This window comes from Streptomyces sp. HSW2009 (assembly GCF_040240285.1).
Taxonomy (GTDB): domain Bacteria; phylum Actinomycetota; class Actinomycetes; order Streptomycetales; family Streptomycetaceae; genus Streptomyces.
Genome location: NZ_JBEHZD010000025.1, coordinates 12,417 through 31,017 on the forward strand (window position 1 = coordinate 12,417; position 18,601 = coordinate 31,017).

General features: G+C 73.6%; 17 protein-coding genes and 1 pseudogene. 11 read left to right on the forward strand and 7 right to left on the reverse strand.

Annotation, left to right across the window (positions count from 1 at the left end; genetic code table 11):
- Nucleotides 1-351 precede the first annotated feature (351 nt).
- Entirely contained in the window at nt 352-936 is a 585-nt protein-coding gene (locus AAHZ94_RS03585) for a Chromate resistance protein ChrB (protein WP_349990461.1), read from the forward strand.
- Between the two features lie 145 nt (nt 937-1,081).
- On the forward strand, nt 1,082-2,272 hold the full coding sequence (locus AAHZ94_RS03590) for an MFS transporter (protein ID WP_349990437.1): 1,191 nt from the start codon (nt 1,082-1,084) through the stop codon (nt 2,270-2,272).
- A 299-nt stretch (nt 2,273-2,571) separates the two neighbouring features.
- Here the strand turns inward: AAHZ94_RS03590 and AAHZ94_RS03595 are convergent, their stop codons facing one another.
- Entirely contained in the window at nt 2,572-3,129 is a 558-nt protein-coding gene (locus AAHZ94_RS03595) for a hypothetical protein (RefSeq protein WP_349990438.1), read from the reverse strand.
- Between the two features lie 349 nt (nt 3,130-3,478).
- Here AAHZ94_RS03595 and tsaB point away from each other — a divergent pair, with 349 nt between their 5' ends.
- The 4 genes and pseudogenes from tsaB to AAHZ94_RS03615 all read left to right on the forward strand — a co-directional run bounded on the left by tsaB (nt 3,479) and on the right by AAHZ94_RS03615 (nt 6,438).
- Nucleotides 3,479-4,168: a tRNA (adenosine(37)-N6)-threonylcarbamoyltransferase complex dimerization subunit type 1 TsaB gene (gene tsaB / locus AAHZ94_RS03600; RefSeq protein ID WP_349990439.1), complete on the forward strand. Its 690-nt coding sequence runs from the start codon at nt 3,479-3,481 to the stop codon at nt 4,166-4,168.
- A 131-nt stretch (nt 4,169-4,299) separates the two neighbouring features.
- A pseudogene (gene rimI, locus AAHZ94_RS03605) lies at nt 4,300-4,734 on the forward strand (ribosomal protein S18-alanine N-acetyltransferase); the annotation flags it as partial.
- Between the two features lie 181 nt (nt 4,735-4,915).
- The gene (gene tsaD / locus AAHZ94_RS03610) at nt 4,916-6,184 is read left to right on the forward strand and encodes a tRNA (adenosine(37)-N6)-threonylcarbamoyltransferase complex transferase subunit TsaD (RefSeq protein WP_349990440.1); all 1,269 of its coding nucleotides are present in this window, start codon (nt 4,916-4,918) and stop codon (nt 6,182-6,184) included.
- Entirely contained in the window at nt 6,181-6,438 is a 258-nt protein-coding gene (locus tag AAHZ94_RS03615; RefSeq protein ID WP_349990442.1) for a hypothetical protein, read from the forward strand. Before tsaD ends, AAHZ94_RS03615 begins: the two co-directional genes overlap by 4 nt.
- Nucleotides 6,439-6,541: 103 nt before the next feature.
- On the opposite strand, the gene AAHZ94_RS03620 is transcribed toward AAHZ94_RS03615, so the two are convergent.
- Complete coding sequence (locus tag AAHZ94_RS03620; protein ID WP_349990443.1) at nt 6,542-7,237, reverse strand: contact-dependent growth inhibition system immunity protein; 696 nt, start codon at nt 7,235-7,237, stop codon at nt 6,542-6,544.
- A 113-nt stretch (nt 7,238-7,350) separates the two neighbouring features.
- Nucleotides 7,351-8,145, reverse strand: coding sequence for a TetR/AcrR family transcriptional regulator (locus AAHZ94_RS03625; RefSeq protein ID WP_349990445.1), 795 nt, complete (start codon nt 8,143-8,145; stop codon nt 7,351-7,353).
- A gap of 366 nt (nt 8,146-8,511) precedes the next feature.
- On the opposite strand from AAHZ94_RS03625, the gene AAHZ94_RS03630 reads away from it, so the two are divergent.
- A complete protein-coding gene (locus tag AAHZ94_RS03630; RefSeq protein ID WP_349990447.1) occupies nt 8,512-10,068 on the forward strand; it encodes a DHA2 family efflux MFS transporter permease subunit in 1,557 nt (518 codons plus the stop codon).
- A gap of 174 nt (nt 10,069-10,242) precedes the next feature.
- Here the strand turns inward: AAHZ94_RS03630 and AAHZ94_RS03635 are convergent, their stop codons facing one another.
- The gene (locus tag AAHZ94_RS03635; protein WP_349990449.1) at nt 10,243-11,115 is read right to left on the reverse strand and encodes a carbon-nitrogen hydrolase family protein; all 873 of its coding nucleotides are present in this window, start codon (nt 11,113-11,115) and stop codon (nt 10,243-10,245) included.
- Nucleotides 11,116-11,309: 194 nt separating this feature from the next.
- On the reverse strand, nt 11,310-12,512 hold the full coding sequence (locus AAHZ94_RS03640) for a THUMP-like domain-containing protein (RefSeq protein WP_349990450.1): 1,203 nt from the start codon (nt 12,510-12,512) through the stop codon (nt 11,310-11,312).
- 434 nt (nt 12,513-12,946) lie between these two features.
- On the opposite strand from AAHZ94_RS03640, the gene groES reads away from it, so the two are divergent.
- The 3 genes from groES to AAHZ94_RS03655 all read left to right on the forward strand — a co-directional run bounded on the left by groES (nt 12,947) and on the right by AAHZ94_RS03655 (nt 15,512).
- Nucleotides 12,947-13,255, forward strand: a complete 309-nt coding sequence (groES, locus tag AAHZ94_RS03645) for a co-chaperone GroES (protein ID WP_014178834.1) — start codon at nt 12,947-12,949, stop codon at nt 13,253-13,255.
- Between the two features lie 95 nt (nt 13,256-13,350).
- Nucleotides 13,351-14,973: a chaperonin GroEL gene (gene groL, locus AAHZ94_RS03650; RefSeq protein ID WP_349990452.1), complete on the forward strand. Its 1,623-nt coding sequence runs from the start codon at nt 13,351-13,353 to the stop codon at nt 14,971-14,973.
- 410 nt (nt 14,974-15,383) lie between these two features.
- On the forward strand, nt 15,384-15,512 hold the full coding sequence (locus AAHZ94_RS03655) for a hypothetical protein (RefSeq protein WP_349990453.1): 129 nt from the start codon (nt 15,384-15,386) through the stop codon (nt 15,510-15,512).
- On the opposite strand, the gene AAHZ94_RS03660 is transcribed toward AAHZ94_RS03655, so the two are convergent.
- Together AAHZ94_RS03660 and AAHZ94_RS03665 are read right to left on the reverse strand one after the other, a co-directional pair.
- On the reverse strand, nt 15,497-16,300 hold the full coding sequence (locus tag AAHZ94_RS03660; RefSeq protein ID WP_349990455.1) for an SDR family NAD(P)-dependent oxidoreductase: 804 nt from the start codon (nt 16,298-16,300) through the stop codon (nt 15,497-15,499). The genes AAHZ94_RS03655 and AAHZ94_RS03660 overlap by 16 nt on opposite strands.
- Before the next feature lie 302 nt (nt 16,301-16,602).
- Nucleotides 16,603-17,277 (reverse strand): MOSC domain-containing protein, encoded by a 675-nt coding sequence (locus AAHZ94_RS03665; protein ID WP_349990457.1) that lies wholly within the window; start codon nt 17,275-17,277, stop codon nt 16,603-16,605.
- A gap of 94 nt (nt 17,278-17,371) precedes the next feature.
- On the opposite strand from AAHZ94_RS03665, the gene AAHZ94_RS03670 reads away from it, so the two are divergent.
- Nucleotides 17,372-18,301 (forward strand): LysR family transcriptional regulator, encoded by a 930-nt coding sequence (locus AAHZ94_RS03670; protein ID WP_349990459.1) that lies wholly within the window; start codon nt 17,372-17,374, stop codon nt 18,299-18,301.
- The last annotated feature ends 300 nt before the right edge of the window (nt 18,302-18,601 follow it).

Below are 18,601 nucleotides of genomic sequence, written 5' to 3' on the forward strand. Positions count from 1 at the left end.
AAGACTCGCCTTCAGCCCTTCCGCTGGTGTGCGGGGTCGCTGCGTCCCTCCTGCCTCTCCTGTCCGTAGTCCCGTACGAGCCGTTCCCGGCCGCCGTCCTGCTGCCCTGCCCTGCTCCGCTCTGCCCTGTGTGGTGCTGCCCTGCCCGGCGCAGCCATGCCCGTACGCATCCGTACATCCATCGATGTAACGCCTGCTACATTCACCTCCGTGACGCAACGCGACCAGTCCCAAGAGCCTCAAGAGCCCCAAGAGCGCGAACGGCTCCAGCGCGCGCAGCACCCTGAGCGATCCCAGCAACCGCAGCAGCCCGCAGAGCAGCCCGAACAGCAAGCCGCCCGGTGGCTCGTCCTGGTGATCAAGCTGCCTGCCGAGCCGTCGCGGCACCGGGTCGCGGTGTGGCGGGAGTTGCGGCGGATCGGGGCGCTCTCGTTGGGGCAGGGGGTGTGGGCGGTGCCCGAGGTGCCCGTCTTTGCCGACGGCGTACAGCGGGCGCTCGACCTCGCCGAGGCATCCGGCGGGCAGGGCGTGACGCTCCAGGCGGCCGGCCGCTCCGAACGGGACGCGGCGCGCTTCAGGGAACTGTTCACGGCGGCCAGGTCGGCGGACTGGGCGGAGTTCCTCGCGGACTGCGGCAAGTTCGACGAGGAGATCGCCAAGGAGATCAGGATCGGCAAGTTCACCCTGGCCGAGCTGGAGGAAGAGGAACAGAGCCTGGAGCGGCTGCGCCGCTGGCACCGCGACCTGACCGCGCGGGACGTCTTCGGCGCGCCCGAAGCCGCCGCGGCCGGCGAACGCCTGGCGCACTGCGTCGCCGTCTGTGAGGGGTACGCCGAACGCGTCTTCGCCGCACTGCACGCCACGGACGGCATGGGTGTCACGGATGCCACGGACGCGACGGGTGCCACGGACGTCACCGGGGGCGACCCCGCATGACCGGCACGTCAGGGGCCCTGGCCCCGATCCCAGCCCCAGCCCCGGCTTCGGCCCCGCTCCCGATCCCAGCCTCGATCCCGGCCCTGGCTCTGACTCCGGCCCCGCTCCCGATCCCGGCCCCGACCACCCCGGGAGGGGACCCCGCATGAGCACCAAGCCCCCGGCCGCCGCCCCGCGGCACACCATGTGGCCGCTGTACGCGGCCGGCTTCACCACCGCGTTCGGCGCCCACGGCATCGCCGCCAACCTCGGCGGCTTCTCCGACGACGCCGTCACCTCGCTGCTCGTCCTGGGCGGACTGCTCGCCCTCTACGACGGGGCCGAGGTGCTGCTCAAGCCGGTCTTCGGCTCGCTCGCCGACCGGGTCGGCGGCCGGCCCGTACTCATCGGCGGCCTCATCGCCTTCGCCGCCGCCTCCGCGCTGTACGCGGTCGCCGACAGCGCCGGCTGGCTGTGGGCCGCCAGGCTCGGCCAGGGCGCCGCCGCCTCCGCCTTCTCGCCGGCGGCCTCCGCGCTGGTGGCCCGGCTCAACCCGGCGGCCAAGCGCGGCCGGGCCTTCGGCTCGTACGGCTTCTACAAGTCCATCGGCTACACCCTCGGCCCGCTGCTCGGCGGGGTGCTGGTGTGGGCCGGCGGGTTGCGGCTGCTGTTCGTGGTGATGGCGCTGTGCGCGGCGGCCGTCGCGGTGTGGGCCGCGCTCGCCGTGCCGGCCGTGCCGCCGCTGCCCCGGAAGCGGCAGACCGTGCTCGACCTGGCCCGCAGGCTCGCCGACCCGGCGTTCCTCGCACCGACCGCCGCGCTCGCCGCCGCGACCGCCGCGCTCTCGGTCGGCGTGGGCTTCCTGCCGGTCACCGGCGCCGAGGCCGGCCTCGGCACGGTGGCCACCGGCGCCGCCGTCTCCGTACTGGCCGCATCGGCCGCGGTCGTCCAGCCCAAGGCGGGCCGCGCGCTGGACGCGGGGCGGCTGACGACGCGTACCGGGCTGCTCGCCGGGCTGCTGATCACCGCCGCCGGACTCGCGGCGGCCGTGCTGCCCGGCCTGGTCGGCGTCCTGCTGGCCGCCGCGCTGATCGGCGTCGGCACCGGGCTGATCACCCCGCTCGGCTTCGCCGCCCTGGCCGCCGCGACGCCCGAGGAACGCATGGGCCAGACCATGGGATCGGCCGAACTCGGCCGCGAACTCGGCGACGCCGGCGGCCCCCTCCTCGTCGCGGCCGTCGCCACGCTCGCGACGCTGACCACGGGGTACGCGGTCCTCGCCGTGCTGCTGGCGGTCGGGCCGCTGCTGGTGCTGGCGCGCGGGGGTCGTACGGCGCGGGTCGCCGAGTCGGAGTAGCCGGAGCGGGGGGCTCCGGGGCTGGCCTTCCGGGGGAGTCCCCGGGAGGCGGGTACGGGTGACGGGCGTGGGGGGGGGGGGGGGGGGGGGGCCGGGGTGGGGGGGGGGGGCCGGGGCCCCCCGGGCCCCCCCCCGCGCACGCGCTGACGGGCGGACATCGCTACGGGCCGGTGGCCGGGGCTCAGCGGGGGCGGGCCGCGACGGACCGGCAGTTGGTGGTCGGCGACCCGTGGCCGGCGACCCGTGGCCGACGGCCCGTGACTGGCGGTCGGCGGGCGACGGCCGGTGGCCTGTGGCCGCTAGCGGACCACGACGATCTCGGTGCCGAGGGAGGCGAAGGTCCACATCGCGGAGCCGTCGGCGCGGCGCGCGCGGACGCCGCCGGTGCGCTTGGCGGCGTTCGGGTTGGGCGTCGAGCCGTCCACGGCGGCGCTGAAGCCGAACACTATGTCGCCCTCGGTGTGGAAGAGCACGACGTGCTCGATGGAGACCCCGTCCGAGCCGGTGACGCTCGCGGAGCGGGAGGTCACCCGGTACGTGTTGGGCGCCGGGCTGACCGAGCTCGGGAAGACCTGGTAGGTGCGGATGGTCTGCTCGTTCGCGCCCACCAGCCACACCCGCTTGGAACCGAGCGCGTACACCACCCGGCGTCCGGTGCCCGAACTGGTCGGGATCGCGGTGGACACCGGCTTCTTCGTCTTGTCCTCCGGACGACCGGAGTCCGACGCACCGGGGCGGGCGGCCTGGTTCGGGTTGATGGGCGCATTGGCCGATGCGTGGTACGCGAGGACGCCCACGACGACGATCGCCCCGGCAGTGAGCCCGGCCACGATCGTTCCGGAGCTGTTCCGTGCCATGCCGGCCTACCCCTTCTCCACACCTGTACGGCGGACCGTACACACCTGTACGGCGACCGTAGCACTCGGCGGCACATCGGCGGACCCGGTCGCGGACCGCCCCACGGACCGGCCCACGGACCGGGTGGGATCGGGGCTGGTGGGTGGCGCGGGCCGGCCCGAACGGCAACGCGGGACCGGCCTCGCAGCAGCGGTACGGGAGTGGCCCAGGCCGGGGCGGGGGACCGGCCCGGCGGCGCTCGGGCCCGGCCCGGGGGACTGCCAGGGCTGCGCTTCGGCCCGGCCCGCGGGACCGCCCGGGCTGCGCTCGGGAGCGGAGCCCGTATCCCGCGGCCGTACGCTTGGGGGCGTGCTGCTGCTCGCTCTTGACACCGCCACCCCGGCCGTGACCGTCGCCCTGCACGACGGCCGGACCGTACTCGCCAGCTCCCACCAGGTGGACGCCCGCAGACACGGGGAACTCCTGCTCCCCGCGGTCCAGCGGGTGCTCGCCGAGGCATCCGCGACGCCGGCCGACCTCACCGACGTCGTGGTGGGCACCGGGCCGGGTCCGTACACCGGGCTGCGGGTCGGGCTCGCCACGGCCGCCGCCTGCGGGGCCGCCCTCGACGTGCCGGTGCGCGGGCTGTGCACGCTCGACGGCATCGCGTACGCGGCGGGCCTCGCCGGGCTCGCCGGTCCGTTCGCGGTGGCCACCGACGCGCGGCGCAAGGAGGTCTACTGGGCGCGGTACGCCGACCCCAGGACCCGGATCACCGAGCCGGCCGTGGACCGGCCGGCCGAGATCGCGGACGTGCTCGCCGGGCAGCCGGTGGTGGGCGCCGGCGGCACCCTCTACCGGGAGGTCTTCGCCGCGTCGCCGCCCGCTGAGCTGCCGGCCGGCGGCGAACTGCCCGAGTACCAGAGCGCCGCGGCGCTGGCCGGGCTCGCGGTGGAGATGCTGGCCGCGGGCGCCGAGTTCCCGCCCTGCCGGCCGCTGTACCTGCGCCGGCCGGACGCGCAGGTGCCCGCCAACTACAAGGTGGTCACCCCGCAGTGAGCACCCCGTACGAGGGCGGGGCCGCGGCGGTCCCGGCCACGGACCCGGCTCCGGTCCCGGATTCTTCGGCTCCGGTCCCGGATTCTTCCGACGCGGTGCGGTCCCCGGGCGGTGTCCCGCGGCTGCGCGAGATGCGCTGGTGGGACATCGAGCCCGTGCTCGCCATCGAAGAGGAACTGTTCCCCGAGGACGCCTGGTCGTCGGGGATGTTCTGGTCGGAACTCGCGCACGCCAGGGGCCCGGGCGCGACCCGGCACTACGTGGTCGCCGAGGACGCGGCCGGGCGGCTCGTCGGGTACGCGGGCCTCGCCGCCGTGGACGGCACCGGCGACGTACAGACCATCGCCGCCGCCCGCGACCAGTGGGGCACCGGGCTCGGCGCGCGGCTGCTGACCGACCTGCTGACCGCGGCCACCGCGTACGAGTGCCACGAGGTGCTGCTCGAAGTACGCGTCGACAACGCCCGTGCCCAGCGCCTGTACGAGCGCTTCGGCTTCGAACCGATCGGCTTCCGCCGCGGCTACTACCAGCCCGGCAACGTGGACGCCCTGGTCATGCGGCTGACCGGCCCCGCGGCCCTGACCAGCACACCGGCCGCGGCGCCCGCGCCGGAGCAGCCAGCGCCGGAGCACGTTGCGCCGGAGCACCCCGCGCCCGAGACCCCCAAGACCCACGGGGCCGCGGCGGCCCCCACCGCCGCGCCCGAGCAAGCGCCGCCCGCGGCGACTGAGACGGAGACTGGAACCCATGGCTGACGCAACCGGCCGCCGGGACGAACCCCTCGTCCTCGGCATCGAGACCTCCTGCGACGAGACCGGAGTCGGCATCGTGCGCGGCCACACGCTGCTGGCCGACGCGGTCGCCTCCAGCGTGGACGAGCACGCGCGCTTCGGCGGCGTCGTCCCCGAAGTCGCCAGCCGGGCCCACCTGGAGGCCATGGTCCCCACCATCCAGCGGGCCCTGGAGGAAGCCGGCGTCGCCGCCAGCGACCTCGACGGCATCGCGGTCACGGCCGGCCCGGGCCTGTCCGGCGCGCTGCTGGTGGGCGTCTCCGCGGCCAAGGCGTACGCGTACGCGCTCGGCAAGCCGCTGTACGGGGTCAACCACCTGGCCTCGCACATCTGCGTGGACCAGTTGGAACACGGCGCGCTGCCCGAACCCACGATGGCCCTGCTGGTCTCCGGCGGCCACTCCTCGCTGCTGCTCGCCCCCGACATCACCTCCGACGTACGGCCGCTCGGCTCCACCATCGACGACGCGGCGGGCGAGGCGTTCGACAAGGTCGCCCGGGTACTCAACCTGGGCTTCCCCGGCGGCCCGGTCATCGACCGCATCGCGCGCGAGGGCAACCCGGACGCGATCCGCTTCCCCCGCGGCCTGCCCGGCCCGCGGGACGCCGCGTACGACTTCTCCTTCTCCGGCCTGAAGACGGCCGTCGCCCGCTGGATCGAGGCGAAGCGCGCCGCGGGCGAGGAGGTGCCGGTGGCCGATGTGTCCGCCTCGTTCCAGGAGGCGGTGGTCGACGTGCTGACCCGCAAGGCGGTGCGGGCCTGCAAGGACAACGGCGTCGACCACCTGATGAGCGGCGGCGGCGTCGCCGCCAACTCGCGGCTGCGCGCCATGGCCGAACGCCGCTGCGAGGACGCCGGCATCGTGCTCCGCGTCCCGCGCCCCGGCCTGTGCACGGACAACGGCGCGATGGTGGCCGCCCTCGGCGCGGAGATGGGCGCCCGCGGCCGTACCGCATCGGCCTGGGACCTGTCGGCGGACTCCTCCCTCCCGGTCACGGACCCGCACGTGCCGGCGCGGGGGGACGCTGGCGCTGGCTCTGGGGATCGGGCTGGGGCTGGGGTCGGGGCTGGCCACGGCCACGGCCACGACGATGGCAGCGGCCATACGCACGCCCACGGCGGAGGCCATGCCCACGGCGCCGGTCACGGTCACAGCCATGACCACGGTCACGACCACGACCACGACCACTTCCACGAGCTGAGCAAGGACAACCTCTACTCATGACCCTCGCGTTGATGTGGGAGGCCCGAGCCGCCACCGGCAGCGGCCCGGACCTCCTGGCCTGGGCCCGCAGCCAGCCCCTCACCCCCGCCCCCCTACGCCGCGAAACCTTCCGCGCCCCGGGCGACCGCGTCCTGGTCATCACCTGGTGGGACGCCCCGTACGAGGCCGACGTGCCGGAACTCCCGGACCCGCCAACGGAGTTGGTGAGCCGCCCGGTGCATCGTTGGCGGTTTGAGGGCGTGGAGGGGGAGTAGGGGGGCGTTGGCGGCGAGCGCCCGCCGGCCCTCGCCCGCGTGTTGGGCGAGGGCCGTCTTCAGTGCTTTCTGATGCCTTTCTGCCGGGCTGGGGCGGTGAGTCCTACTGCGGGGTGAACCTGTGGTGCTCGCGCATATGGGTCTTGATGGTGTCGGCGATAAGCGGCAGGAATTCCATCCAGGTGAGCGATCCGGAGCTGACGATCCATCGGCGTTGGAAGAAGTCGTAGAGGGTCTGTTCGTCGTGGAAGAGCGCCATGGCTTCGTGGCATTCGCCGACTAGGCCGGTGATGCGCCAGGGGCATGCAGGGTGGACGACGTCGATGTACATCTGGACTGCTTGGGCTTCTGTGATGTCGTCTTCGAAGGCTTCGCCGTCTTGACCGAAGTAGATTCCCAAGAAATGGCTTAGGCCGGGGAACCTGAAGCCCAACTCCCTACCCGTCGGGGTGATGTCACCCAAATTCGATTTGAGGCCAATTCGCCACTCTGTGACATAATTTGCGATGTCATGAAGAATGGTCGCTGTTTCGTGGCTTGTTTTTGCTGTTGGAAAGTTTTCGATGGCTCTCGGTTGGACCTCAGAGTTGAGGGAGAAAATCTCAGCAGCCGTATAAATTTGGTCTGCCACCTCTTCGAGTGAGCGGCCATTTTGTTCGCCCAGCGTCCAGGCGGCGCGCAGGTTCGGCTGGAGTAGCCGCGCTCGCTCTTCCGGTGATGTGGGAAGTCGTGAACCTAAGGCAGCGAGAATGGTGCGCGCCCCGGAGAGGCGAAAATACTCGATAAGGTCGCCATTCATCCCTTTTGTCTTTCCGTATGAATTCCCGTGGGCGAGTGCCCTTGGCGGCGTGGGTCGCCGCCCGTTCGAAAGCCCCCTCGGCGTGCGGGTCCATGGCGACCCTTCCCCTGGGCTCACTGCCCCACTCCCCGCCCCCCACTCCGCGCCAACAGCCCGTCGATCAGGGCGTGTAGGCCCTCCGGGACGTTGCAGACGTCTACGACCTCGGCCCAGAGGTTCGCGTGGGTGGTGAGGTGGGGGAGGGTGGTTGCGTCTTCTGGGGTGAGCATGTCGGGGACGGGGCTGTGGTGGGTGGGGCGGGGGGCCTCGGTGGCGCGGCGGGAGAGGGCCGCGTGGTAGGCGAGGTCGCCGTAGATGTAGAACCAGATCGCCCGGTAGGCGCGGATCGCCTCGCGCGGGGTGAGGCCGTAACGGATGGCCGAGTCGAGGATCTCCTCGACCATCCACATCGCGCCCTTGTCGGTGACGTGGCCGAGGCCGAGCACCTCCACCACCCAGGGCAGCGGCTGGAGCAGGTCGTGGATGTGTAGTGCGGTGACGTAGATGCGGTCGCGCGGGTCGTCGGGCAGGGCGGGGCGGGGGGCGGAGGCGGCCATGCCGGCCAGCACGAGGAGGAGTAGTTCGTCCTTGTCCCGTACGTGGTGGTAGAGCGCGCGGGGCGTGCTGCCGACCTCCTTGGCCAGGCGGCGCATGGAGAGTGCGTGGACGCCCTCCTCCTCCAGTACGCGCCGCGCGGTGGCGACGATCGTCTCCCGCTCCAGGCGTGCGGGGCGGCCGACCGGCCGGCCCGTGGTGGGTTTGCGTCCGGCCTCCGGCCCGGCCTCCCGCCCTGCGTCCGCCCGGTCTTCCGTCCCGCTCCCTTCCCCTGTCGCCGCCGCAGTCCCGTTCGCCTCGTTCGCCGCGCCCACTTCTCCCGCTTTCTGGCCGTCCGCTGTGCTCGCTGTGTCTGCGCTGTCTGCGCTGTCTGTCGTGTCCGTTGTGCTCGTGGCGTTCGCCGTGTTCGCTGCGACCGTCGTGCCGGTCTGCTCGTACGCGTCGTGCCGTGAACCGGCCCGCGCCCGGCGGGCCGGTGTTGCTGTCGGTCGACCGAGTGATGATTCCAGTTTCGGCGCGCGGGGCCGCCGGCGCCTGGGCGTGGCCCACTGCGGGGCGCCCGCCGGCCCCCAGCCACGGCCTCGCACCCGTAGTTTTTCCACGCGTGTAGTAATGTGTGACCCCATGGTGCGACCGGTCCGTCGATCGGTCCAAGTCCCGTGTCTGGAGGGTGGGTTGTGATGCGCGATGCCGGTCTCCGCGGTGGGGTCACGCCGCGTGATGAGGTTGCGGAGCGGGGGCACCGCGGGCTGTTGGCCGTGGTGCTGACCGTGCAGTTCCTGGTGGCGCTCGATATGTCCGTAGTGAATGTGGCGCTCCCCGACATACGTACTGACCTGGGCTTTTCCGCCGACGATCTGCTGTGGGTGGTCAATGCGTACGCACTGGCCTTCGGCGGTCTGCTGATGTTCGGCGGGCGGCTCGCCGACATCGTCGGGCGGCGGCGCACCCTGATCGGCGGACTCGTCGTCTTCGGTGTCGCCAGCCTCGCGGGCGGGTTGGTCGGTTCGCCGGGTGGGTTGGTCGCCGCCCGCGCCGTGCAGGGGGTGGGGGCCGCCGCGCTGGCGCCGGTGGCCTGCGCTCTGATCGCCGTCACCATCCCGGCCGGGCCCGCGCGGGCCAGGGCGCTCGGGCTGTGGGGCATGGCCGGCGCGGCCGGCGGCGCGGTCGGCGTGCTCGCCGGCGGGCTGCTCACCGAGAGCGCGGGGTGGCGCTCGGTCCTGCTGGTCAACGTGCCGATCGTGGCGCTCGCCCTGGTCGGTGCGGTCCGCTGGATCGCGTCCGACCGGCGCACCGGGCCGCGCCCCCGGCTCGACCTGGCCGGCGCCGTACTCGTCACGCTCGGCATGACCGCGCTGGTCTTCGGCCTGGTGCGGACCGAGACGCACGGCTGGGCCTCGGTCACGACGGTCGCCACGCTCGCCGTCGCAGTGCTGCTCATCGCCGCTTTCGTGCTCGTCGAAGGGCGGACGCGGCAACCGCTGCTGCGCATCGGGCTGTTGGCCGCCCGCCCGGTGCTGGCCGCCAACCTCTTCGTCCTGCTGCTGTTCTCCGGCCAGTTCGCGACGTTCTACTTCCTGTCGCTCTACCTGCAGCAGGTCCTCGACTACGGCCCGACCGCGGCCGGCCTGTCCTTCCTGCCGTTCTGTGTGGGCATCGTCGTCGGCTCGCTGGTCGCGACCCGCATGGTGGCGGCCGTCGGCATCCGCCGGCTGCTGGTGGTCGGCGGGCTGATCGGCGCGGTGGGCTTCGCCTGGTTCGCGCTCGCGGTCTCCGCCGACGGCACGTTCTGGACCGTGATGCTCGGCCCGTCGCTGGTGGCCAGCGTGGGCGTGGGGCTGTGCTTCGTACCGCTGGGCACCGCCGCCATCACCGGCGTCGCGCCGGCCGAGGCGGGCATGGCCTCGGGGCTGCTCAACAGCTTCCGGCAGATCGGCGGTTCGCTCGGCCTGGCCGTCCTGGTGACCGTCGCCGCCCGGACCACCGACCACGCGTCCGGCACCCCGGGCGAGCGGCTGAGTAGCGGCTACGCGGTGGCCTTCGGCAGCGCCGCCGGCCTACTGGTCGCGGCGGCGCTGGTCGCGTTCATCCTCCTGGGCCGCACGCCGGCCGCCCGACCCACCGCACCACAGGGCGCGCCCGACGCGCCGCGGGCCGAGTCCGGCGCGGCCACCGGCCCCGCTGCGCCCACCGCCGCCGTCGCCCCCGACCCGTCAGGCCCAGAACGCACCGGGTGAGGGGCCGTACGACCCGTACGCCATGTCCCGCCCGTACGGGCCCGTGCCGGCGCGCGGCCGACCGTGCCGGTTACGGGCCCGGCGGTGCGCTGGAAGCCGGTACGGGCCCCAGCCGCCAGCAATCAGCCGTCAACCAGCGACCAGCGACCAGCAGCGACCAGCAGCAATCGGCAATCAGAAAGCAGTCAGCTCCACGCTCCGCGGGTCGGCCACCCGGCGGCTGCGGTAGATCTCGCCCTCCCGTGCGCTGGCGCGCCAGGGGCGGACCGTGTGCAGGGCCGTGGCGAAATCGGGTGAGTGCCGGTCGAGTTCGCCGATGAGGAGTTCGGCCGTGGCGTCCGCCCGGACCAGTACCGTGCCGTTCGGGCCGATGAGTTCGCAGGTGAGCAGGTGGGTGGTCTGCGCCGGGGTGGCCATGGCCAGCCAGTAGTTGTGGGTCGCGGCGTGCGCCCGGGCCTTGACCTCGAAGATCGAGTCGACCGGATAGGCCGACAGCAACAGACAGTCCACGCCGAGGCGCCCGTACTCCTCGAACAGCGGCGGGAAGTTGATCTCGACGCAGATGGCACAGCCGAACGTGAAGCCGTCGACGGTGAAGGTGGTCGGCGCCGTCCCCGGCGTGTAGTACGAGGTGAGCTCCGTGTGGGAGCAGTAGCGCTTGTCGTAGCGGCCGACCAGGCGGCCGTCGTCGGCGATGACGTACAGGCTGTTGTGCGGGCGGTGGGGCGGGGTCAGCCGGTGCGTACTACCCAGCACCACCCACAGGCGCAATTCGGCCGCGAGCGCGGCGATCAGGTGGTGTTCCTCGTCGACCGCCGCCCAGTCCACCTGGCCCCAGTCGGCGATCTGCTCCTTGGCGCACCCCGAGAGGCAGCCCTCGGGGAACTGGACCAGCCGGGCACCCGCCGCGGCTGCCTCCCGCATCAGCCGGCGGACCGTCAGCCCGTTGCGCCGGGCGTCGGCGCTGATCTCCATCTGGGCGATGGCGATACGGAGCGGGGGAGGGGCGGGAGGGGTGGGGGAGACGGGTGAGTGGGGTGAGGTCACCGGCTCACCTTAGGGGCGGGCCAACCCGCTCACCTTATGGCGGGCCCGCCGCCTCGCCCCGGGCCCGCCGCCTCGCCCCCGGGCTCCGCCGCCCCGCCCCGAGCCCGGCCCCGGTCCCGGCCCGGCCCCGTGCCCCCGCGCCTCCCCCTGCCCTCAAGGCAGCAGGCCATCAACTCGCTTGCCGCCAGCGGTGGTTACCGATCCGTCGGCTGCCCCACCAGCATCATCGGCGCCCCCGCCACCCGCGTCAGGAAGACCGTCGCCGCCGCGGGCCCCTGGAGCTTCACCTTCTTGCGCAGCTCCTCCGGGGTCACCGCGGAGCCGCGCTTCTTCACCGTCAGGACGCCCACCTCGCGCTCGCGCAGCAGCGCCCGTAGCCGCTTGACGTTGAACGGCAGCACGTCCGTGATCTCGTACGCGCTCGCGTACTCGGTCGGCAGCAGTTCGTCCGAGGTCACGTACGCGATCGTCGGGTCGATCAGCCGGCCGTCGACCCGTGCGGCCACGTCCGCGACCAGATGGGCGCGGATCACCGCGCCGTCCGGCTCGTACAGCCAGCGGCCGACCGGGCCCGGCTCCGGGTCGGGCAGGCCGCCGCCGGTCAGCGTGGCGCCGGCGGGCAGCAGCGTGGCGCGGCGGGCGCCGGGGGCGGTGCCGAACCACAGCACGGCCTCCTTCACCTCGCCCCCGTCCGAGATCCACTCCGCTTCGGCGTCGGCCGGGATCGCCTCGTGCGGCAGCCCGGGGGCGACCTTCAGGGCCGCGTACGGGAGGTCGCGGGCGGCGGCGACCGCCCAGGACAGCGGCGGCGAGTACGCCTCGGGGTCGAAGATCCGGCCCCGGCCGCCGCCCCCGGTGCCGGTGCGCCGCGCGGGGTCCACGAAAAGCGCGGCGCAGCCCGCGGTCGAGACGTCCTCGACCGCCGCGCAGCGCACCTCGATCAGCTCGGCCAGCCCCAGCGCCGCCGCGTTGGCGCGGGCGACGGCGCAGGTCAGCGGGGAGCGGTCGACGGCGAGCACGGACACCCCGGCCCTGGCCAGGGCCAGCGCGTCGCCGCCGATGCCGCAGCACAGGTCGGCCAGCCGGCGCACCCCGAGCGCCGCGAACCGCCGCGCCCGGTGCGGGGCCACCGGGGCGCGCGTCGCCTGCTCGACGCCGTCGGGCGTGAAGTACATCCGGTACGCGTCATCGGCGCCGAACTTCGCCACCGCCCGCTGCCGCAACCTGGCCTGCCCGATCGCGGCCGAGACCAGGTCGGCGGGGTGGTCGCGGCGCAGCCGGGTCGCCGCGGCCAGCTCCTGGTGCGGATCGAGGTCGCGCAGCGCGCTCAGCAGCGCCTGCCCCTCGTCGGTCAGCAGGGCGTGGAAGGTCTCGACGGGCCCGGTGGTCGTACTCACCGGGACATTCTCGCAGCGCCCGCGCGCCGACGGGGGAGGTGCACGGCGGGACGGCGGGGCCGGGGGGCGGCCGGGCGGCGCGGGCCGGGGAGCGGGCTGGCGGCGGCCCGCTGGTGCACCGGTGAGCGGGCCGGCAGCGCATCGGGAACGGGCCTCGGGCGCGGCCCGCGGTGACCCAGGGCGCGGCCCAACGGCGGCGGGGAGAGCGACCCCGCAGCGCCCCCGGACGCGCCCCCGAGAGCGACCCGCGGCCCCGCCGCATTGGCACTCCGCTTGACCGAGTGCTAACCGCGTCCTAGTCTCAGGGCTGGCACTCCTCAATGCGGAGTGCCAAACACAGCGACGGGCAGATCCGGCACCCGCGACGACGGATCTACCAGGTCGCCACCTCAGACAGTTAACCCCGTGAGATCTCCGAAGGGGGAGGTCGGATCGTGACGACCGCCAGCTCCAAGGTTGCCATCAAGCCGCTTGAGGACCGCATCGTGGTCCAGCCGCTCGACGCCGAGCAGACCACGGCTTCGGGCCTGGTCATTCCGGACACCGCTAAGGAGAAGCCCCAGGAGGGCGTCGTCCTGGCCGTGGGCCCGGGCCGCTTCGAGGACGGCAACCGTCTTCCGCTCGACGTCTCCGTCGGCGACGTCGTGCTCTACAGCAAGTACGGCGGCACCGAGGTGAAGTACAACGGCGAGGAGTACCTCGTCCTCTCGGCTCGCGACGTTCTCGCGATCATCGAGAAGTAATTCACCCAGTTTTACGTGAATCGCGCCCCGGCCACCCGTGTCTGATACACCCGGGCGACCGGGGCGCGGCTCTTTGGAGAGGACTTAAGGCAACCATGGCGAAGATCCTGAAGTTCGATGAGGACGCCCGTCGCGCCCTCGAACGCGGTGTCAACCAGCTCGCTGACGCCGTCAAGGTGACGATCGGCCCCAAGGGCCGCAACGTCGTCATCGACAAGAAGTTCGGTGCCCCGACCATCACCAACGACGGCGTCACCATCGCCCGTGAGGTCGAGGTCGACGACCCGTACGAGAACCTGGGCGCCCAGCTCGTGAAGGAGGTGGCGACCAAGACCAACGACATCGCGGGTGACGGCACCACCACCGCCACCGTGCTGGCCCAGGCGCTGGTCCGCGAGGGCCTGCGCAACGTCGCCGCCGGTGCTTCCCCGGCCGCCCTGAAGAAGGGCATCGACGCCGCCGTCAAGGCGATCTCCGACGATCTGCTGGCCACCGCGCGCCCGATCGACGAGAAGTCCGACATCGCCGCCGTCGCCGGGCTCTCCGCCCAGGACAAGCAGGTCGGCGAGCTCGTCGCCGAGGCGATGGACAAGGTCGGCAAGGACGGTGTCATCACCGTCGAGGAGTCCAACACCTTCGGCCTTGAGCTGGACTTCACCGAGGGCATGGCCTTCGACAAGGGCTACCTGTCGCCGTACATGGTGACCGACCAGGAGCGTATGGAGGCCGTCCTCGACGACCCGTACATCCTGATCCACCAGGGCAAGATCGCCGCGATCCAGGACCTGCTGCCGCTGCTGGAGAAGGTCATCCAGCAGGGTGGCTCCAAGCCGCTGCTGATCATCGCCGAGGACGTCGAGGGCGAGGCGCTCTCCACCCTCGTCGTCAACAAGATCCGCGGCACGTTCAACGCCGTGGCCGTCAAGGCCCCCGGCTTCGGCGACCGCCGCAAGGCCATGCTCGGCGACATCGCCACCCTCACCGGTGCGACCGTCATCGCCGAAGAGGTCGGCCTCAAGCTCGACCAGGCCGGTCTGGACGTCCTTGGCACCGCGCGCCGCGTGACCATCACCAAGGACGACACCACCATCGTGGACGGCGGCGGCAACGCCGACGACGTCAAGGGCCGGGTCGCGCAGATCAAGGCCGAGATCGAGGCCACGGACTCCGACTGGGACCGCGAGAAGCTCCAGGAGCGCCTCGCGAAGCTCGCCGGTGGCGTCTGCGTGATCCGCGTCGGTGCCGCCACCGAGGTGGAGCTCAAGGAGAAGAAGCACCGTCTGGAGGACGCCATCTCCGCGACCCGCGCCGCGGTCGAGGAGGGCATCGTCTCCGGTGGTGGCTCCGCCCTGGTGCACGCCGCCAAGGTGCTCGACGAGGGCCTGGGCAAGGAGGGCGACGAGGCCACCGGTGTCGCCGTCGTCCGCCGCGCGGTCGTCGAGCCGCTGCGCTGGATCGCCGAGAACGCCGGCCTTGAGGGCTACGTGATCGTCTCCAAGGTCTCCGAGCTGGAGAAGGGTTCCGGCTACAACGCCGCGACCGGCGAGTACGGCGACCTGGTCAAGGCCGGCGTCATCGACCCGGTCAAGGTCACCCGCTCCGCCCTGGAGAACGCCGCCTCCATCGCGTCGCTGCTGCTCACCACCGAGACCCTGGTGGTCGAGAAGCCGGCCGAGGACGAGCCCGAGGCGGGCCACGGCCACGGCCACTCGCACTGATCACCTGATCGGTCGGGGGGGGGGGGCGCCCCGGCGCGGGGGGGGGGGGGGCGGGGGGGGGGGGGGGGGGGGGGGGCGGCGGCGCGCGCCCCCCCCCCCGCCCGCCCGCGCCCCCCGGCCGGCGCGCCCCCCCCCCCCCCCCGGGGGGGGCCCCCCCCCCCCGCGCTGCGTTTTCGGGTCTCTCGACCACCGAACGCGGCGGCTCCGGTACGGGCCCGCTGCCGCAGCGATGGTGGTACCGGCTCGCGCCGTGGCGATGCCGGTACGGGCTCCCGCCGCCGCGGCAGGGACGGCATGCCCCTGACAGCCCGGGGCGCGGGGGCCGGCCCGGTCGACGGCGTGGCGGTGGGTGGCCGGGAGGCCGGGAGGGGAGTGCGGCGGTGCCGGGGTGCGGGGGTGCCCGCAGGGCCGTGGCGCGTTCGCCCGTACGTCAACTGCCTGAGGTGGTACGGGAGTTGGCCGGCAGCCGGCGCGGCCGGAGCTGCGGCCCGTACGACCCGTACGACCCGTACGACCCGTGCGGTCAGCGCGGCCCGTAGCGGCGGCCGGTCTTGGTGGAGACCCGGGCCAGCGTGCCGCGCGGGGCCAGCTTGGCGAGGCCGGTCAGCGTCTTGTACCGGGGGTCGGGCACCGACAGCGTCTTGCCGCGCGCCAGGTCCTTGAGCGCCGCGTCCACCAGCCGGTCCGCGTCCAGCCACAGCCAACTCGGGATGTTGCCGGTGTCCATGCCGGCCCGCTGGTGGAACTCGGTCCGTACGAAGCCGGGGCACAGCGCCATCAGCCGCACCCCGGATTCGCCCAGGTCGCGCGCGGCGCCCTGGGTGAACTGCACCACCCACGCCTTGCTCGCACCGTAGGTGCCGCGCGGTACGAACGCGGCGACCGAGGCCACGTTCACCACTCCGCCGCGGCCCCGCTCGCGCATCGGCAGCACGGCCGCGCTGGTCAGCCGGAGCACCGCCTCGCAGTGCACCTTCAGCATGGTCAACTCGTCGGCCAGCGGCACATCGAGGTACTGGCCCTTGTTGCCGAAGCCGGCGTTGTTCACCAGCAGGTCGATCGGCCGCTTGCGGTCACCGAGCCGCTCCTCGACGGCCGCGATGCCCTCCTCCGTGGACAGGTCGGCGGCCAGCACCTCGACCTCCACGCCGTGCCGGTCGTGCAGTTCGGTGGCCTGTTCCCGCAGCCGTGCCCGGTCGCGCGCCACCAACACCAGGTGGTATCCGGCGCCGTGCCCCTTGGCCTGCGCGGTGCCCTGCGCGGCCAGCCGTCGTGCGAACGCCGCGCCGATGCCCGCCGTCGCTCCCGTGATCAGTGCAGTCGTCATGTGCGCACGCTATCCGGCCCCGGTCAACCGGCGGGCGGCGATGTCCGGGTCGGTCCGCCCGCCTGCCGCGAGCCGTTCGCACCACCCCGCGCACGCCGCCCGGGTGGCCGCGCTCCCACGCACCCGTACGCCAGCGGAGAATCCGGAGCCGGCGACTCCGTCCGTCCGACCGCCGCGCCGACCGCACCGCACGTCCGGCGCCCATCGGTCCCGCCGACGGGCCGCCGACCGGTCGCCCGGCGCCCGCCGGCACACCCCGCGGGCGGACCGGGCGCACCGCCGGGCCGCACCCGCAGCGGAAACTAGGCGTCCGTGAGGCGCGCGCTCGCATCTGTGCGCCGGAGGGCCTTCGCGTACGCCTCCGGGTGCAGCGCCTCACCGGCGGCCAACACCCGGGGCAGCAGGTCGGGTTCGGTGGTCTGGGCGCGGAACAGGAAGGAAACCGTCACTTCGTGCTCCGGCCGGTGGGCGATCTCGATCGGGTCGCCGGGGCTGATCAGGCCCGGCTCGATCACCCGCAGGTACGCGCCGGGCAGCGCGGCCCCGGTGAACCGGCGCAGCCACCCCCGCTCGTCCAGGAAGCCGGCGAAGGTGCGGCACGGGATGCGCGGCGAGGTCACTTCGAGCAGCAGCTCGGCACCGATCCGCCAGCGCTCGCCGATCAGCGCGCCGTTGACGTCGAGTCCGCTGGTGGTGAGGTTCTCGCCGAACGTGCCGGAGGGCAGCGTACGGTCCAACTCCCGCTCCCAGCCGTCGAGATCCTCGCGCGCGTACGCGTAGACGGCCTGGTCGTTGCCGCCGTGGTGGCGCAGGTCGCAGACGGCGTCCCCGGCGAGGCCACTGGCCCCGACGCCCTTGGGCCCCGGCGCGCTGACCGCGACCGGGCCGGCGACCGGGCGCTTGTCGATGCCGGTGTGGGTCATGGCGGTGTACTCGGCCTCGCGGGGGCGGCCGACGTTGAGCGAGAGCAGCAGCATGCCCGCACGCTAGGCGATATCACCGCAGAGCGTCGAACTCAAAGCGGTCCATGAGATTTCGCTTTTGCCCCCAAGGGCGCCTTATGCTCGAAGCGTGATCGAGGCCCGCCATCTCCGAGTGCTCCGCGCCGTGGACGCCACCGGCTCCTTCTCCGCCGCCGCCCGCGACCTGGGCTGCACCCAGCCCGCCGTCAGTCAACAGATGAAGGCGCTGGAACAGGCCGCGGGCACGCCCCTGCTGGTGCGCACCGGCCGCGAGATGCGGCTGACCGAGGCCGGCCGGGTGCTGTTGCGGCACGCGGTCGGCGTGCTGGCCGGCCTCGCGGCGGCCGAAGAGGAGGTCGCGGCCATCGCCGGGCTGCGCGCCGGCCGGGTACGGCTGGTCTCCTTCCCGAGCGGCAGCTCGACCCTGGTGCCCACCGCCCTGGCCGAACTGCGCGCGGCCCACCCCGGCACCCAGGTCTCCCTGGTGGACGCGGAACCGCCGCGCTCGGTGGAACTGCTGCGCGCCGGCGACTGCGAAATCGCTCTGGCCTTCCGCTATCCGCAGGCGCCCGGCGCGGACGCCGGGCCGGGAGGTGCGGCCGAGTGGAGCGACCTGGAGGTCAGGCCGCTGCTCGCGGACCGGCTGGTGGGGCTGGTGCCGGCCGGGCACAGGTTCGCCGACTCCCCGGTGCTCGGCATCGCGGAACTGGCCGAAGAGCCGTGGATCGCGGGCTGCCCGCGCTGCCGCCGACACCTGGTGGAGGTCTGCGAGGCGGCCGGCTTCACCCCGCGCATCGACTTCGCCACCGACGACTACCCCGCCGTGGTGGGCCTGGTCGGCGCGGGCCTCGGCGTCGCGGTGCTGCCGGAACTGGCCCTGGAGTCGGTACGGCCCAAGGGCGTGCGGACGGTGCGCGTCGAGCCCGCCGTCCGCCGCGAGGTGGTCGCCCTCACCCTCCCCGACCTGGTCCGGGTCCCCGCCGTGGCCGCCACCCTCGACCGCCTGGAACGCGCCTCCGCCCGCGTCACGGGGGCGTAGCGGGGGCGGGCGGTTCATCGGCGAGCACCTGCCGCCCGCCGCGCCGAACGACTGAGCCGTACGCGTCTGACCTGCGGGTTGCTCGGTACGGGGGGCTTGCGCGCGTGCTCCGTGTGCCGGGCCGGCCCTTCTGCTCCGTACGCGTGACGTGGACGCTTGATCCGTACGCCGAGTCCGCGGCCGTGCCGGCCTCCGGCTCCGTACGCCACGCCTGCCCCAGTACGCCGCATCCGCATCCGTATCCGTGGCCGGGCCGCTCGCTCCAGCAGCCCGGCCCCGGCCGTGGTCGGGCGCGCCCCG

What these genes read in the sequence shown, in the direction of transcription:
- AAHZ94_RS03630 (WP_349990447.1), top strand. Translation starts at nt 8,512, where the DNA reads ATGCGCGATGCCGGTCTCCGCGGTGGGGTCACGCCGCGTGATGAGGTT.
- AAHZ94_RS03665 (WP_349990457.1), bottom strand. Translation starts at nt 17,277, where the DNA reads ATGCTGCTGCTCTCGCTCAACGTCGGCCGCCCCCGCGAGGCCGAGTAC.
- groL (WP_349990452.1), top strand. Translation starts at nt 13,351, where the DNA reads ATGGCGAAGATCCTGAAGTTCGATGAGGACGCCCGTCGCGCCCTCGAA.
- tsaD (WP_349990440.1), top strand. Translation starts at nt 4,916, where the DNA reads ATGGCTGACGCAACCGGCCGCCGGGACGAACCCCTCGTCCTCGGCATC.
- AAHZ94_RS03620 (WP_349990443.1), bottom strand. Translation starts at nt 7,237, where the DNA reads ATGAATGGCGACCTTATCGAGTATTTTCGCCTCTCCGGGGCGCGCACC.
- AAHZ94_RS03590 (WP_349990437.1), top strand. Translation starts at nt 1,082, where the DNA reads ATGAGCACCAAGCCCCCGGCCGCCGCCCCGCGGCACACCATGTGGCCG.
- AAHZ94_RS03660 (WP_349990455.1), bottom strand. Translation starts at nt 16,300, where the DNA reads ATGACGACTGCACTGATCACGGGAGCGACGGCGGGCATCGGCGCGGCG.
- AAHZ94_RS03615 (WP_349990442.1), top strand. Translation starts at nt 6,181, where the DNA reads ATGACCCTCGCGTTGATGTGGGAGGCCCGAGCCGCCACCGGCAGCGGC.
- AAHZ94_RS03595 (WP_349990438.1), bottom strand. Translation starts at nt 3,129, where the DNA reads ATGGCACGGAACAGCTCCGGAACGATCGTGGCCGGGCTCACTGCCGGG.